Origin of the sequence: Streptomyces sp. Je 1-332 (genome assembly GCF_040730185.1) — a bacterium.
GTDB lineage: Bacteria > Actinomycetota > Actinomycetes > Streptomycetales > Streptomycetaceae > Streptomyces.
Genome location: NZ_CP160402.1, coordinates 5,101,430 through 5,115,058 on the forward strand (window position 1 = coordinate 5,101,430; position 13,629 = coordinate 5,115,058).

The 13,629-nt window shown below is 69.3% G+C and carries 12 protein-coding genes; 4 read left to right on the forward strand and 8 right to left on the reverse strand.

Going from position 1 to position 13,629, the window contains the following annotated elements:
• Positions 1-44: 44 nt before the first annotated feature.
• From ABXJ52_RS23320 to ABXJ52_RS23340, 5 genes are all read right to left on the reverse strand, one after another.
• Positions 45-806, reverse strand: a complete 762-nt coding sequence (locus ABXJ52_RS23320; RefSeq protein WP_367044607.1) for a Mut7-C RNAse domain-containing protein — start codon at positions 804-806, stop codon at positions 45-47.
• A 189-nt stretch (positions 807-995) separates the two neighbouring features.
• The gene (locus tag ABXJ52_RS23325) at positions 996-1,133 is read right to left on the reverse strand and encodes a hypothetical protein (protein WP_367044609.1); all 138 of its coding nucleotides are present in this window, start codon (positions 1,131-1,133) and stop codon (positions 996-998) included.
• 42 nt (positions 1,134-1,175) lie between these two features.
• The gene (locus tag ABXJ52_RS23330; RefSeq protein ID WP_367044611.1) at positions 1,176-1,811 is read right to left on the reverse strand and encodes a TetR family transcriptional regulator; all 636 of its coding nucleotides are present in this window, start codon (positions 1,809-1,811) and stop codon (positions 1,176-1,178) included.
• Positions 1,812-1,822: 11 nt separating this feature from the next.
• Positions 1,823-3,376 (reverse strand): MFS transporter, encoded by a 1,554-nt coding sequence (locus tag ABXJ52_RS23335; protein WP_367044613.1) that lies wholly within the window; start codon positions 3,374-3,376, stop codon positions 1,823-1,825.
• 159 nt (positions 3,377-3,535) lie between these two features.
• A complete protein-coding gene (locus ABXJ52_RS23340) occupies positions 3,536-4,282 on the reverse strand; it encodes a hemolysin III family protein (protein WP_367044614.1) in 747 nt (248 codons plus the stop codon).
• Between the two features lie 310 nt (positions 4,283-4,592).
• Here ABXJ52_RS23340 and ABXJ52_RS23345 point away from each other — a divergent pair, with 310 nt between their 5' ends.
• The gene (locus tag ABXJ52_RS23345) at positions 4,593-6,446 is read left to right on the forward strand and encodes a phosphoenolpyruvate carboxykinase (GTP) (RefSeq protein ID WP_367044615.1); all 1,854 of its coding nucleotides are present in this window, start codon (positions 4,593-4,595) and stop codon (positions 6,444-6,446) included.
• 150 nt (positions 6,447-6,596) lie between these two features.
• Here the strand turns inward: ABXJ52_RS23345 and ABXJ52_RS23350 are convergent, their stop codons facing one another.
• Together ABXJ52_RS23350 and ABXJ52_RS23355 are read right to left on the reverse strand one after the other, a co-directional pair.
• A complete protein-coding gene (locus ABXJ52_RS23350; protein WP_367044616.1) occupies positions 6,597-7,007 on the reverse strand; it encodes a hypothetical protein in 411 nt (136 codons plus the stop codon).
• Positions 7,008-7,098: 91 nt separating this feature from the next.
• On the reverse strand, positions 7,099-8,310 hold the full coding sequence (locus ABXJ52_RS23355; protein ID WP_367044617.1) for a pyridoxal phosphate-dependent aminotransferase: 1,212 nt from the start codon (positions 8,308-8,310) through the stop codon (positions 7,099-7,101).
• Between the two features lie 233 nt (positions 8,311-8,543).
• Here ABXJ52_RS23355 and ABXJ52_RS23360 point away from each other — a divergent pair, with 233 nt between their 5' ends.
• Positions 8,544-9,377 carry a serine protease gene (locus ABXJ52_RS23360; protein ID WP_367044618.1) on the forward strand — a complete coding sequence of 278 codons (834 nt, stop codon included), beginning with the start codon at positions 8,544-8,546 and terminating at the stop codon, positions 9,375-9,377.
• 193 nt (positions 9,378-9,570) lie between these two features.
• A complete protein-coding gene (locus tag ABXJ52_RS23365; RefSeq protein ID WP_367044620.1) occupies positions 9,571-10,455 on the forward strand; it encodes a trypsin-like peptidase domain-containing protein in 885 nt (294 codons plus the stop codon).
• Between the two features lie 69 nt (positions 10,456-10,524).
• Here the strand turns inward: ABXJ52_RS23365 and ABXJ52_RS23370 are convergent, their stop codons facing one another.
• Entirely contained in the window at positions 10,525-11,949 is a 1,425-nt protein-coding gene (locus tag ABXJ52_RS23370) for an FG-GAP-like repeat-containing protein (RefSeq protein WP_367044621.1), read from the reverse strand.
• Between the two features lie 257 nt (positions 11,950-12,206).
• Between ABXJ52_RS23370 and ABXJ52_RS23375 the strand changes: the two genes are divergently transcribed.
• Positions 12,207-12,818: a hypothetical protein gene (locus ABXJ52_RS23375; RefSeq protein WP_367044623.1), complete on the forward strand. Its 612-nt coding sequence runs from the start codon at positions 12,207-12,209 to the stop codon at positions 12,816-12,818.
• Positions 12,819-13,629: the final 811 nt, after the last annotated feature.

The window sequence follows — 13,629 nt, forward strand, 5'->3', positions numbered from 1 at the left end:
ACCCCGCCCCTTCCCGAAAACTCGCTCGGCGCGAGGGCCCCTCCTCAGCCGGGAAGGGGCGGGGTTGAGGTTGGGGTTGGGGTTGGGGAGAATTCCGCGACCGCCCCCGCCACGATCCCCTCCAGCCGGTCATGATGGGCTCCCCGCCAGTACACCCGCCCGCACTCCCCGCACTCCGCGAACACGTCGTACGACCCCCGGGTGCCGCCCTCCAGGCGGTCCGCCACGTCCTCCTTGGTGGCCGCCCGCAGGGAGCCGTTGCAGGCCGTGCATCGCGTCCAGGGGGCCAGTGCGGGGGCGAACCGGCCCAGCACGTCCCGCAGTTGCTCCTCCGGCGCGTCGCTGTAGACGTACGCCCCGGCCCACAGCTCCCGCCGCCGCAACAGCCCCCGGTCCCTGCTCAGCAGCACCCGCCGCTCGGCGGCCGAGCGCGTGGCGAGGGCGGGGTCGCCGATGTCCGTGCTCTCGTACGCCGCGTCGACGCCCAGGAGCCGCAACCGGCGGGCCAGCGTGCCGAGATGGACGTCGAGGAGGAAGCGCAGAGGGGCGCCGGGGACGGGCTGGGGGCGCGGGACGGCGCGGACCTCCACCGACTCGTCCGCCGACGGGACGTGCGAGACGGGGACTTCGGCGCCGTCCACGAAGAGCGAGCCGACCTCCGTCAACGGCACCCCGAGCGACTCGACGACGTGCCCGAGCGTGGACACGCCGTCCGTAACGGCCTTGGTGGGACCGCCCCTTCGCTCGTGCGGGACGAAAATGCCCAGCTCGGGGGCGAAGCGGATGAGGATCTCGGGACCGTCCATGCGGTCAGGATGGCATGCGGTCAGCTACGGCGACCGGGTATTTTCCCGAGGGATCTCCCCGGGGCGCACGCGCGAGTCAGGCCTCCCGCGTGCCCGTGCCGAAGCCGTCGACCAGCATGCTCAGGGGCGCGGTCGACCAGCTCGCCCAGGTCGTCCCCGTGGCTGTCATCCCCGGGGCGCACGCGCGAGTCAGACCTCCCGCGTGCCCGTGCCGAAGCCGGTGATCAGCATGCCGAGGGCTCGGTCCACCAGAGTGCCCAGGTCGTCCTCGTGGCTGTGTTCAGCCCAGTACGCCGCCGTCTGCGTGAGGGCGGCGGTGAGGATCATCGCGAACGCCCGGACCCCACCTACCCAGGGTGCACGCGCGAGTCAGGCCTCCTGCGCGCCCGTGCCGAAGCCGGCGATCAGCATGCCGAGGGCTCGGTCCACCAGGGTGCCCAGGTCGTCCTCGTGGCCGTGCTCGGCCCAGTACGCCGCCGTTTCCGTGAGTGCCGCGGTGAGGCTCATCGCGAACACCCGGACCTCCAGTTCCTCGGGGTCGCGGCCCGCGCGTTCCGCGATGACGCGGCACAGCATCCGGCCGGTGACCGACATGCTTTCCAGGAGCCGGGAGCGGACCGCGGGGACCTCGATCATCAGGCGGGTGCGGAGGCGCGAGACCTCCGGCTCCTCCGTGAAGCCGAGGCTCACCGCCCTGCGCAGCACGTGCCGCAAGGACTCCACGATCGGCTCGTCCGCGGGGCGCGCCCGCAGATCGTCCTCCAGGAGCGGGTCGTACTCGTCGGTGAGGACGATGTCCTCCTTGGTGGGGAAGTACCGGAAGACGGTGGACGGCGACACCTCCGCGGCCTCGGCGATCTGCTCGACCGTCGTCGCGTCGTACCCCTGCTCCTCGATCAGCCGGTAGGTGGCCTCACGGATCGCGATGCGCGTCTTGAGCTTCTTCCGTTCGCGGAGCCCCAGCTGGGAGCCCTGCGAGGAAGCGGTGATTCGTGCGGCCGTCATGGCGTTCATTGTCAGGCATCCTCGATCCGCCGTGCCATGTCGCCGTCGTCCGGCGGCGCGGGATCCGACTTCGGCAGCAGCGCGGCGACCAGCAGCGCCGTCACAAGCGCCGCGACACCGCTCACCAGGAGGACCGTCACCATGCCGTCGATGTACGCCTCGTCGGCGGAGTCGGCGAGCCGGGAAACCCCGAGCCGTTCGGCGACCGCGTGGGCGGCCACCACCGACTCGCCCGACGCCTCCGCTGCCGCGTCCGGGATCGTGCCGGTGTCGAGGCGGTCGACATACACGCTGGAGAGCAGCGAGCCGAGCAGGGCGATGCCGATGGCGCTGCCGACCTGCCGCACGGTCATCAGGAGCCCCGCGCCCGATCCCGCCCGCTCCACGGGCAGCGCCCCGAGGGCCGAGTCCATGGCCGGCACGACGGCGAAGCCGAAGCCGACCCCGGCGACGGTGAGCCACAGCGCGGTGAAGCCGTAGCCGGAGTCGGGCGTCGTACGGCTGCCGAGGATCGCCGCGAAGGCGAGGACGACGAGCCCGGCGCTGATCACCGCACGCGCCCCGAAGCGGCGTACGACGGGCTCCGCGCCCTTCGCCGCGACGAGGAGGCCGCCCATCATCGGCAGCATCCGCAGACCGGTGCCGAAGGCGTCATGCCCGAGCACCGCCTGCAGATACTGCGGAAGCACGAACATCAGGCCCGACAGGACGAACATGACGAGCGTCGCCGCGACCGTGTTGAGCAGGAAGCCGCGGTGGCGCAGCAGGGACATGTCGAGCATCGGGCGCGGCATGTTCCGTTCGCGCAGGACGAGCCCGGTGAGCAGGACGGCCGCCCCGGCGAACATGCCGAGGATCAGCGGGTCGCCCCAGCCCCGTACGGGGGCTTCGATGATCGCGTAGATGAGCGCGCCGAGCCCGGCCGCGGTGAGGGCGGTGGCGGCGACGTCGACCTTGGGGGCGGACGGATCGGTCGTCTCCGGGAGCAGGAAGACGCAGGCCGTGATCCCGATGCCCACCATGGGGACATTGATCAGGAAGATCGAGCCCCACCAGAAGTGGTCGAGGAGCCAGCCGCCCACGATCGGCCCGAGCGGGGCGCCGAGCGCGGAGGCCGCGGAGACGATGCCGATGGCCTTGGTCCGCTCGCCGGGGGCGAAGAGCGCCGGCAGCACCGCGAGAGCGAGGGGCATGACGAGCGCGCCGCCCATGCCCATGACCGCCCGTGCCACGACGACCAGCTCCACCGAGTCGACGAAGGTGCCGATCAACGAGCCCACCAGGAAGATCCCGAGCCCGGTGACCAGCATCCGGCGGCGCCCGAACCGGTCGCCGAGCAGCCCGGCCGGAAGCATCAGGGCCGCGAACACGACGACGTACGCGTCCGCCATCCACTGCTGTTCGCCCGTGCTCGCGTCCAGTTGTCCGGCCATCGTCGGCAGGGCGACGTTGAGGATCGTCATGTCGAAACCGAGCACGAGCATGCTCGCGACCAGGGCGGCGAGCGCCCACCAGCGGCGTGGGTCCTGCCGTTGTGCGGCAGACGAGCTTGTGACAGTGGCCATGAATTGAGAGTAACTATCAAATAGTAGTCACCGTCAAGAGGTGCACGTGCGCGTCCGGGCGCGTGCGTCCGGGCATGCGCGTCCGGGCATGCAAATGGCCGCGGCTCGAAAGCCGCGGCCATGAGAGAGCGGAGGGGGCAGGTAGCCCCTCCGCTGGTTCTATCCGTGCCGGTAAGCCACCAGCGAGATGCCCACGTAGTGCACCGCGAACGCGGCCAGCGTCAGGGAGTGGAAGACCTCGTGGAAGCCGAAGAAGCGCGGGGAGGGGTTGGGGCGCTTGATGCCGTAGATCACGCCGCCCGCGCTGTAGAGCAGCCCGCCCACGATCACCAGGACCAGGACGGCGACGCCGCCCGCCCGCAGGAAGTCGGGCAGGAAGAAGACCGCGGCCCAGCCCATGGCGATGTAACAGGGGGTGTAGAGCCAGCGGGGCGCGCCGACCCAGAAGACCCGGAAGAGAATGCCGGCCACCGCCGCGCCCCAGACGCCCCAGAGCAGCCACTGCCCCTTGGAGTCGGGCAGGAGCAGCATCGTCAGCGGGGTGTACGTGCCCGCGATGATCAGGAAGATGTTGGCGTGGTCGAGTCTGCGCAGTACGCCGTCCGCGCGCGGACTCCAGGTGCCCCGGTGGTAGATCGCGCTGACTCCGAAGAGCAGGCACGCCGACAGGACGTAGATCCCGCAGGCGATCCGCGCGCGCGTGGAGTCCGTGAGCGCCAGCAGCACGATGCCCGAGACGAGCACCGCCGGGAACATGCCCGCGTGCAGCCAGCCGCGCATCTTGGGCTTCACTTCCGCGAGGTCGGGAAGCGGCAGGGCGTCGAGCACGGACGAGTCGGAGCTGGAGGCCGCGTCGCGGCCGTTGGTCTTGCTGTTCGTGATCGCGTCAGGGACGGGAGCGGTCATGGGAGAAATCGTACCTACGCAACCGTAAGTTAGGCATCAGTCAGGGGAGAACCGTGGCGCACAAGTGGCGATGCTCACGGTGATACCCGAGCGTACAAGTGACGGATTCGCGTACGGCAGGCCGACCGGGCGAGTGGCGATACTCACGCCGCTCACTTGTGACGCCCCCTGGACATATGCGCGGATGCGTCGGATGATCAAATGAGTGCGGTCGGCACCGGATGAGCGCCAGAGGGATCAACACGTGAAGCGTCCGGGTCGCAGCCCCCACGGGGCAACAAACCTATAAACCCCTCGTATAGGAGCAATCGTGGCGCGCGACATCGCGGCTCCCCTTCTCTCTGAGACTCTGGGCACCGTTCCCACCAACCACCAGGAGCTCGTCTCCTGGGTGAACGAGATCGTCGAACTGACGCAGCCGGACAGCGTGGTCTGGTGTGACGGATCCGAGGCCGAGTACGAGCGCCTGTGCGAGGAGCTCGTCGCCAAGGGCACCTTCAAGAAGCTCGACCCGACGCTGCGCCCGAACTCGTACTACGCGGCCTCCGACCCGACCGACGTCGCGCGCGTCGAGGACCGCACCTTCATCTGCTCCGAGAAGGAAGAGGACGCGGGCCCGACCAACCACTGGAAGGCCCCCGCCGAGATGCGGGAGATCTTCCAGGGCTCGGACGGCGAGGGTGGTGTCTTCCGCGGCTCGATGCGCGGCCGCACGATGTACGTCGTGCCCTTCTGCATGGGCCCGGTCGGCTCGCCGCTGTCCGCGATCGGCGTGGAGATCACCGACTCCGCGTACGTCGCCGTCTCCATGCGCACCATGACCCGCATGGGCCAGGCGGTCCTGGACGAGCTCGGCGACGACGGCTTCTTCGTGAAGGCCGTCCACACGCTCGGTGCCCCGCTCGAAGCGGGCGAGGCCGACGTCCCGTGGCCCTGCAACTCCACGAAGTACATCTCGCACTTCCCCGAGGACCGCGAGATCTGGTCGTACGGCTCGGGCTACGGCGGCAACGCCCTGCTCGGCAAGAAGTGCTACGCCCTGCGCATCGCCTCCGTCATGGCGCGCGACGAGGGCTGGCTGGCCGAGCACATGCTGATCCTCAAGCTGACGCCCCCGCAGGGCGAGTCGAAGTACGTCGCCGCCGCGTTCCCGAGCGCCTGCGGCAAGACCAACCTCGCCATGCTGGAGCCGACGACCCGCGGCTGGACCGTCGAGACCATCGGCGACGACATCGCCTGGATGCGTTTCGGCGAGGACGGCCGGCTCTACGCGATCAACCCCGAGGCCGGCTTCTTCGGCGTCGCGCCCGGCACCGGCGAGCACACCAACGCCAACGCCATGAAGACCCTGTGGGGCAACTCGGTCTTCACGAACGTCGCGCTCACCGACGACAACGACGTCTGGTGGGAGGGCATGACGGAGGAGACTCCCGCCCACCTCACCGACTGGAAGGGCAACGACTGGACCCCCGAGTCGGGCGTCCCGGCGGCCCACCCGAACGCCCGCTTCACCACGCCCGCCTCGCAGTGCCCGATCATCGCGCCCGAGTGGGAGGACCCCAAGGGCGTGCCGATCTCGGCGATCCTCTTCGGCGGCCGGCGCGCCAGCGCGGTGCCGCTGGTGACGGAGTCCTTCAACTGGCAGCACGGCGTCTTCCTCGGCGCGAACGTGGCCAGCGAGAAGACCGCCGCGGCCGAGGGCAAGGTCGGCGAGCTGCGCCGCGACCCGTTCGCGATGCTGCCGTTCTGCGGCTACAACATGGGCGACTACATGGCCCACTGGGTCAAGGTCGGCGCGGACAAGCCCGACCAGTCGAAGCTCCCGAAGATCTACTACGTGAACTGGTTCCGCAAGAACGCCGAGGGCAAGTTCGTGTGGCCCGGCTTCGGCGAGAACTCCCGCGTCCTGAAGTGGATCGTGGACCGGCTCGACGGCAAGGCGGAGGGCGTCGAGACGCCCATCGGCATCCTGCCGACGGTCGACTCGCTGGACACCGAGGGCCTCGACCTGGCCAAGGACGACCTGGAGTTCCTGCTCACGGTCGACAAGGAGGTCTGGCGCGACGAGGCCTCGCTGGTCCCCGAGCACCTGAACACCTTCGGCGACCACACGCCCAAGGAACTGTGGGACGAGTACCGCGCCCTGGTGCAGCGTCTCGGCTGACGATCCCGTATCCCGGGTAGGTGGCTCCCGGTCCGAGCGCCTAGAGGCGTTCGGACCGGGGCCGTTCATGGGCCGTGCCCGAAGGGGCGCGGGGAACTGCGCGCCCAGCCACGGCGCATCCGCGGTCGCGCAAGCAGCCTTCGCGGTAGCTCAGTGGGCGCCGACCAGCCGGGCCGCGCCCGCATGCGCATCCATACGTCGCGCGGCGAGAATCGCGGCGGCCGTGTCCGCCCGGGACGCGGCCACAACCAGCGCACGCCCGGCGAGGGCGTGGGCGCGCTGGTGCAGGGCGGTGAGGTGCGGTTCGTGAATGGCGCTCACCACGGCCGAGCGGACGGGCGGCAGGCCGCCGCGCAGCCGGGCCACCTCGGCCGACAGCTGCTCGGCGGCGTCGTCCAGATCGGCGGCGGGCGCGAGGGCGCGCAGCTCGTCCGTGACGGCGAGCAGCGCGGCCAGATGCGCGGCGAGCTGGATGTCCAGCTCCTCCTCGCGGGAGCGGTGGGGGAAGTCGCCCGGGTCGGCCATGGCATGGACCGACTTGGTGCGGATCGGCTCGTACATGGGATGGCCTCCTGGCGGGTAGCTTGAAAGCCATCCTACATTAGATTCAGTCTAAAGTTGAGTCGGGTAGCTCTCCGGAGTCGGTACGGGGCTAGGGCTGGCTGTAGCCCTCCAGGAAGGTGCCGATCCGCGTCACGGCCTCGGTCAGGTCGGTCACCGTGGGCAGCGTGACGACCCGGAAGTGATCGGGCTCCGGCCAGTTGAAGCCGGTGCCGTGGACGACCATGATCTTCTCGGCGCGCAGCAGGTCGAGCACCATCTGGCGGTCGTCCTTGATCTTGAAGACCTTCGGGTCGAGCCGCGGGAAGAGATAGAGCGAACCCTTCGGCTTCACGCAGCTCACGCCGGGGATCTGCGTCAGCAGGTCGTACGCCGTGTCGCGTTGCTCCACCAGCCGGCCGCCCGGCAGTACGAGGTCGTTGATGGTCTGGCGTCCGCTGAGCGCCGCGACCACGCCGTGCTGACCCGGCATGTTCGCGCACAGGCGCATGTTCGCGAGGATCGTCAGACCCTCGATGTACGAGGACGCGTGCGCCTTCGGACCCGAGATCGCCACCCAGCCGACGCGGTAACCGGCGACTCGATACGCCTTCGACATGCCGTTGAAGGTGAGGGTGAGCAGGTCGGGGGCGATGGCGGCGGTGGGGGTGTGGACCGCGTCGTCGTAGAGGATCTTGTCGTAGATCTCGTCCGAGCAGACCAGGAGATTGTGGCGGCGCGCGATGTCCGTCAGGCCGCGCAGCATGTCCTCGCTGTAGACGGCGCCCGTCGGGTTGTTCGGGTTGATGATCACGAGCGCCTTGGTGCGGTCGGTCACCTTGCGCTCGATGTCGGCGAGGTCCGGCATCCAGTCCGCCTGCTCGTCGCAGCGGTAGTGCACGGCCGTGCCGCCGGAGAGTGAGACCGCGGCCGTCCACAGCGGGTAGTCCGGGGCCGGTACGAGGACCTCGTCACCGTCGTCGAGCAGGCCCTGCATGGCCATCACGATCAGCTCGGAGACGCCGTTGCCGATGAAGACGTGCTCCACGTCGGTCTCGATGCCCAGGGTCTGGTTGTGCATGACCACCGCGCGACGGGCCGCGAGGAGACCCTTCGCGTCGCCGTAGCCGTGCGCGTCGCCGACGTTGCGGAGGACGTCCTCCAGGATCTCGGGCGGGCACTCGAAGCCGAAGGCGGCGGGGTTGCCGGTGTTGAGCTTGAGGATGCGGTGGCCCGCGGCTTCCAGGCGCATCGCCTCCTCGAGTACCGGGCCCCGGATCTCGTAACAGACGTTGGCGAGCTTCGTCGACTGGATGACCTGCATGTCCGCGAGCTTACGGGCGCACAACGAGACCCGCCTCGTGTTTTGCGCCACGTAGCGCAGGGGGGCGTAGGGGGGGAGGAGGCAGGGGGGGCAGGGGGAGGCGGAGAGAAGCGTCCTGTCAGCGGTCAGCTCTGTCCGTATGCGGTCTTGTCCTCGCGGCCGGGTGCCCCAACAATGCGCATGACAAAACCGAAACAACTTCGGTCACACAGTCATCAGAGGGGACCCCCCACATGAACAAGCCTCTCGTCGGTGCGTGCTTCGCCGTGCTGCTCCTCGGAGCGACGGCGGCGCCCGCGACGGCCGTCAGTGACGAACGCCCCGCCAAAGCCAAGGCGGTTGACTTCGCCGGGACGGTGGCGCTGAGCAACTGTTCCGGCTCCGTCGTCCGCGTGCCCGACTCGCAGCCCGGCGACCCTGCGCTCGTGATGTCCAACGGCCACTGCCTGGAGAGCGGCTTCCCGGCGCCCGGTGAGGTCGTCGTCGACAAGCCGTCCTCGCGCAGCTTCACTCTCCTCGACTCCAGCGGCGGTGACGCGGGCACGGTCAAGGCGAGCAAGATCGCGTACGGGACGATGACCGACACCGACCTCTCGCTCTACGAACTCACCAGCACCTACAGCGAGATCGAGAGCCAGTTCGGCATCAAGGCGCTCGAACTGAACGCGGCGCGCCCGGAGCAGGGCAAGGCGATCACCGTCGTCTCCGGCTACTGGAAGAAGATGTACAAGTGCAGCATCGACGGCTTCGCGTACCGCCTCAAGGAGGGGAACTGGACCTGGAAGGACTCGGTCCGCTACACCCCCGACTGCCAGACGATCGGCGGCACTTCGGGCTCTCCGGTGGTCGATGACGCGACCGGCAAGGTGGTCGCCGTCAACAACACCGGCAACGAGAGCGGCGAGGAGTGCACGGACAACAATCCGTGCGAGGTAGACGAGAACGGCAAGGTGACGGTCCGCGAGGGCATCAACTACGCCCAGCAGACGTACGGCGTCGTGCCGTGCGTGGCGCCCGGCAACAAGATCGACCTGAGCCGCGAGGGCTGCGAGCTCCCCAAGCCGTAAGGGTCCGTTCCTCGGCGGGACCGGCTCTCCCCGGCCGGTCCCGCCATCGGTCGGACCGGCTCTCCCCGGCCGGTCCCGCCGAAATGCAAGAGTTCTCACCCCTTGTCCCTGATTCACGGCCCCCCGAAGAATGCCCATGACAACAACACAGGGCACGGCACAGCCACATGCAGCTACAAGGGGGGCTCCACACATGAAGAAGGCTCTCGCGGGCGGGTTACTCGCCCTCACCCTCGTAGGGTTCGGCTCCGCTCCCGCGATCGCGGTTCCGGACAGCGCACCGTCGAAGCCGGCGGTCGGGGAGGCCGCGGCTGGGGAGGCCGCGAAGAAGGGCGTCGACTTCGCGGGCACCGTCGCGCTCAGCAACTGCTCGGGCTCCGTCGTCCGGATGCCGCAGTCGAAGGCGGACGACCCCGCCCTCGTCCTCTCCAACGGCCACTGCCTGGAGACCGGGTTCCCGGCGGCGGGCGAGGTCATCGTCGACCAGCCGTCCACCCGCACCTTCGAGCTCCTGGACGCGAAGGGCGCGGAGAAGGCGACGCTCACGGCGAGCAAACTCTCGTACGCGACGATGACCGACACCGACATCTCGCTCTACCAACTCACCACCAGCTACGCCGACATCAAGAAGAAGTACGGCATCAAGGCGCTGGAGATCGAGGACGACCACCCGGTCAGGAAGCGGGCGGTCACCGTCGTCTCCGGGTACTGGAAAGAGACGTACACCTGCAAGATCGACGGGTTCGCGTACCGCCTCAAGGAGGGGGAGTGGACCTGGAAGGACTCCGTCCGCTACACCCCCGAGTGCCAGACCATCGGCGGCACGTCCGGCTCACCGGTGATCGACCACAAGACCGGCAAGGTCACCGCCGTCAACAACACGGGGAACGAGGACGGCGAGCGCTGCACCCTCAACAACCCGTGCGAGGTGGACCGGAAGGGCAACGTGACGGTCCGGCACGGCATCAACTACGCACAGCAGACGTACGGGATCGTGCCCTGCGTCGGACACGACAGCAAGATCGACCTCACCCGCAAGGGCTGCAAGCTGCCGCGTCCGGCGGCGAGGCGGGGGTAGCGGCTTCGCGCCTTCCGACGTACGTGGCCCCCGTCTCCGTCCCACCGACGGGGCGGGGGCCGTTCGCCGTCAGTCCTGCATGGCCTCGCCGAAGCGCGAGCCGGCCGCGAGGCCGAACTCGGCCGAGCTGAGGGACTGGGAACCGGAGCCGGTGAGACCGGACGACGTACCCGGCAGGGTCCACAGGCCACCGCTGCGGTTGTTCTCGAAGGAGGCTGTCACCGCCAGGTCGCCCTTGCCGTTCTTGTCGTAGTCGGCGATCCGGACCCGTGCACCGAAGAGGTCCCCGGCCTCCGCGGCGCCCGGAACTCCGGCGGTGTCCTGGGAGATGCGCACGACTCCGGACTGCGAGACACCGGAGGCGGTTCCGCGGAACACGGTCACGTCACCGGCGTTGTCCAGGTCGCCGAGCTGTTCGCCGTTGGCGCCGACCACCAGTTCGGCCTTGCCGTCGCCGGTGATGTCACCGATCGCCACCGAGGCACCCCAGTTGTCGCCGTCCTCGTTGACGCCGGGCACACCGGTGCTGTTCTGGTGCAGGGTCATCGGCTCGCCGAAGCCCGTCCGGCTGCCGTAGCGGACGGTGACATAGCCGGAGCCGTTGCTGGGGTCGTCGATGGAGAAGGAGCCGGGCCAGGTCAGAGAGGTCGCCATGTCGTCGTAGCCGTCGCCGTTGATGTCGCCGAGAGTGACGGCGGTGTCTCCGTCCTCCACGCGCTGGATGCGGTTCGGGCGGCCCTCCTGGCCCGTGAAGACGGCGGTGCCCGGACGTCCGGTGCCGGGATCGCCGGTTACCGCCAGGTCGTCCTTGCCGTCCCCGTTGACGTCGCCCACGGCCGCCTCCGAGAACCGCAGGCCCGCACTGGATGACGTCAGGGTGTGAGCAGGGACCGGCTTGCTGCCCCGGGCCATGCCGCCCTCGTAGACAACGACCGCGCCCGGCTCGATCACCGCGAGGTCCGCGCCGCTGTCGCCGGTGAAGTCCCCCACCGCGACGTCCCAGCCGTGGTACTGCCACTGCTCCGGATTCTCCACAGTGGTCGTGGTGCTGCTGGTGAACGGCTTGGTGCCGCCCCACAGGATGGTGACGCTGCCCTGGCCCTCAACGGCCTCCACATCCTCGCCGTCGGCGCCCACGACGAGGTCCGCGAATCCATCACCGTCGAGATCGCCGCTGGCCATCGAGATCCCGAAGTGGTCACTGTCTTCCGGCGTACCCGGTACTCCCGCGGAGCTCTGCGTGAGAGAGACCTTCTTGGTGGTCAGGCCGTCGGCCGACCCGAGAGCCACGACCACCTCACCCGCGGCCTGCGCCCCGCCGACGGTCTTGTACGGAGCGCCGATCGCGAGGTCCCGGTGCCCGTCGCCATTGAAGTCGTCGGCGAGCTTGGCGGGAGCGGCGGCAGCCGACGCCACTGGACCAACGACGAGCAGACCGCCGGTCAGCGCGGTGACGGCCGCGGTGGCGACGACGGTACGGAAGGGCAGGGGCATGAAGGTTCACTCCTTGGAGCTGTGCTGGACGGTGCCATAGACAGCCAAGGGGATCGAAGGGTTGTACGAGGGGGGTGTGCGTCGGGGGGGCGCGGATTCCGTTTGCCGACTCCCGACTCCCGAGTCCCGAGTCCCGAGTCCCGGGTCCCGGGTCCCGCAACCGGACGGGACGCCACCCGGTGACGCCCGGCACCGCCGGTGAGACGTTGCCCGTGGCACGCCCCGCCGGACGGGCCGGCGGGTGCGAAGGGGGCACCATGACCAAGATGATCGGTCACGTGGAGTACGCGAATGACGAGGCGGAAGCGACCGAACTGCTCACGGAGTACAGCGAGTCGATCGGCCTCCCCTGGGGCCTGATCCCGCAACGCAAGCGCGAAGCCTCCGTCCGTATCGCGACCTACGAGGACAAGAACAACGGTCTGGCGGCGGCCAAGAAGACCTTCGACGACGACGTGAGGGAACAGCGGGTCGCGGAACGGGTGGCGGAACGCAAGGCGGCCATCCAGAAGCAGGCCGACTCCTTGGTGAAAGCGGTAGGAGTGAAGAGCAACGCCGGCCTGCTCCTTGACCTGTGCAGGCACCACTACGAGCAGGCCAACAACCCCAACTTCACCTTCGGCTCAGGCATGACGGAGTCCGAGTACGCCACGTTCCAGGAGGAGTGGGAGGAGGCCGCCCAGCTGGCCACGCAGCGCTACAACCAGTTCACGAACCTCTACTCGACCGAGATCCAGGACAAGGAGGCCCTCGGCAAGGGCCAGGTCGGAGACACGTTGGCCACGCGTGGGAGGCAGGGCAACGTGTTCGTGACGGTCGTGGGCGCGAAGTTCAACGCCCACATCGACATCAAGGGCAGGAAGAAGTAGCGGCGGGCTGGGGTCACCGAAGGGTGGCTTTGCTGGGCCGGGGGCGTTGCTGCTTGCCGGGGTCATCCGGTTGTCCGGAGGTTGGCGGTTCCGGGCCGGGAGTCAAGGGCGCTCCGCTGCGCTACGCGTCGGCTTCGCCGATTCCGCTGCGCTCCACCCTTGACTCCCGCCCCTCCACCACGCGAGGGAAGACGACCGGACGGCCCAAGGGGCGGGACTCTCGGGGACTGCCGGGGGCTGTTCGGTTTTCCTGCCGGGTGCGGACTGGTTCGTCGGGGGTGCCCGGTGGTGGGCGGGGTGCGCGGCCGGCTCGGGAACGGGTGAGGGTGTCGTCAAGCGGGTGCGGACTGGTTCGTTGGGGGTGGCCGGTGGTGGGTGGGGTGCGCGGCTCGTTCGGGAATGGGCCCCGGGCTCGTCAAGCGACTGCCGACCGGATCTTCCGGGGTGACCGGGACGGGAAGACGGGCGCGGGCCCGTCGGGAACGGGTCCCGGTCTCGTCAAGCGTCTACCGGCCGGATCTTCCGGGGTGGCCGTCAGGGGACGAGGTGAGCGGCGGGTCCCGGAGGGACGAGGGGCTCGCCGAGACCCGCACCGCATCGGCACGCATCGGCACGCATCGGCACGCGTGGGCACGACGGTGACACGCAGCTGACGAGGAGCCCGTTCACTCACCGAGCAGCGCGCCGTGGGCTGGTGGGGGGGTGCGGCACCTATTTCCGAGAAGGCGCATCGGCCAACGCGCGCGCCCCCCAACTTCCAGAACACAACTTTGGCAAGTAGGTGCGCCACAGCACCAGAGCATGAGAGCGC

Coding starts and splice junctions, on each gene's coding strand:
- ABXJ52_RS23330 (WP_367044611.1), bottom strand. CDS start 1,811: ATGACGGCCGCACGAATCACCGCTTCCTCGCAGGGCTCCCAGCTGGGG.
- ABXJ52_RS23340 (WP_367044614.1), bottom strand. CDS start 4,282: ATGACCGCTCCCGTCCCTGACGCGATCACGAACAGCAAGACCAACGGC.
- ABXJ52_RS23375 (WP_367044623.1), top strand. CDS start 12,207: ATGACCAAGATGATCGGTCACGTGGAGTACGCGAATGACGAGGCGGAA.
- ABXJ52_RS23360 (WP_367044618.1), top strand. CDS start 8,544: ATGAACAAGCCTCTCGTCGGTGCGTGCTTCGCCGTGCTGCTCCTCGGA.
- ABXJ52_RS23370 (WP_367044621.1), bottom strand. CDS start 11,949: ATGCCCCTGCCCTTCCGTACCGTCGTCGCCACCGCGGCCGTCACCGCG.
- ABXJ52_RS23350 (WP_367044616.1), bottom strand. CDS start 7,007: ATGTACGAGCCGATCCGCACCAAGTCGGTCCATGCCATGGCCGACCCG.
- ABXJ52_RS23335 (WP_367044613.1), bottom strand. CDS start 3,376: ATGGCCACTGTCACAAGCTCGTCTGCCGCACAACGGCAGGACCCACGC.
- ABXJ52_RS23320 (WP_367044607.1), bottom strand. CDS start 806: ATGGACGGTCCCGAGATCCTCATCCGCTTCGCCCCCGAGCTGGGCATT.
- ABXJ52_RS23325 (WP_367044609.1), bottom strand. CDS start 1,133: ATGATCCTCACCGCCGCCCTCACGCAGACGGCGGCGTACTGGGCTGAA.
- ABXJ52_RS23355 (WP_367044617.1), bottom strand. CDS start 8,310: ATGCAGGTCATCCAGTCGACGAAGCTCGCCAACGTCTGTTACGAGATC.
- ABXJ52_RS23365 (WP_367044620.1), top strand. CDS start 9,571: ATGAAGAAGGCTCTCGCGGGCGGGTTACTCGCCCTCACCCTCGTAGGG.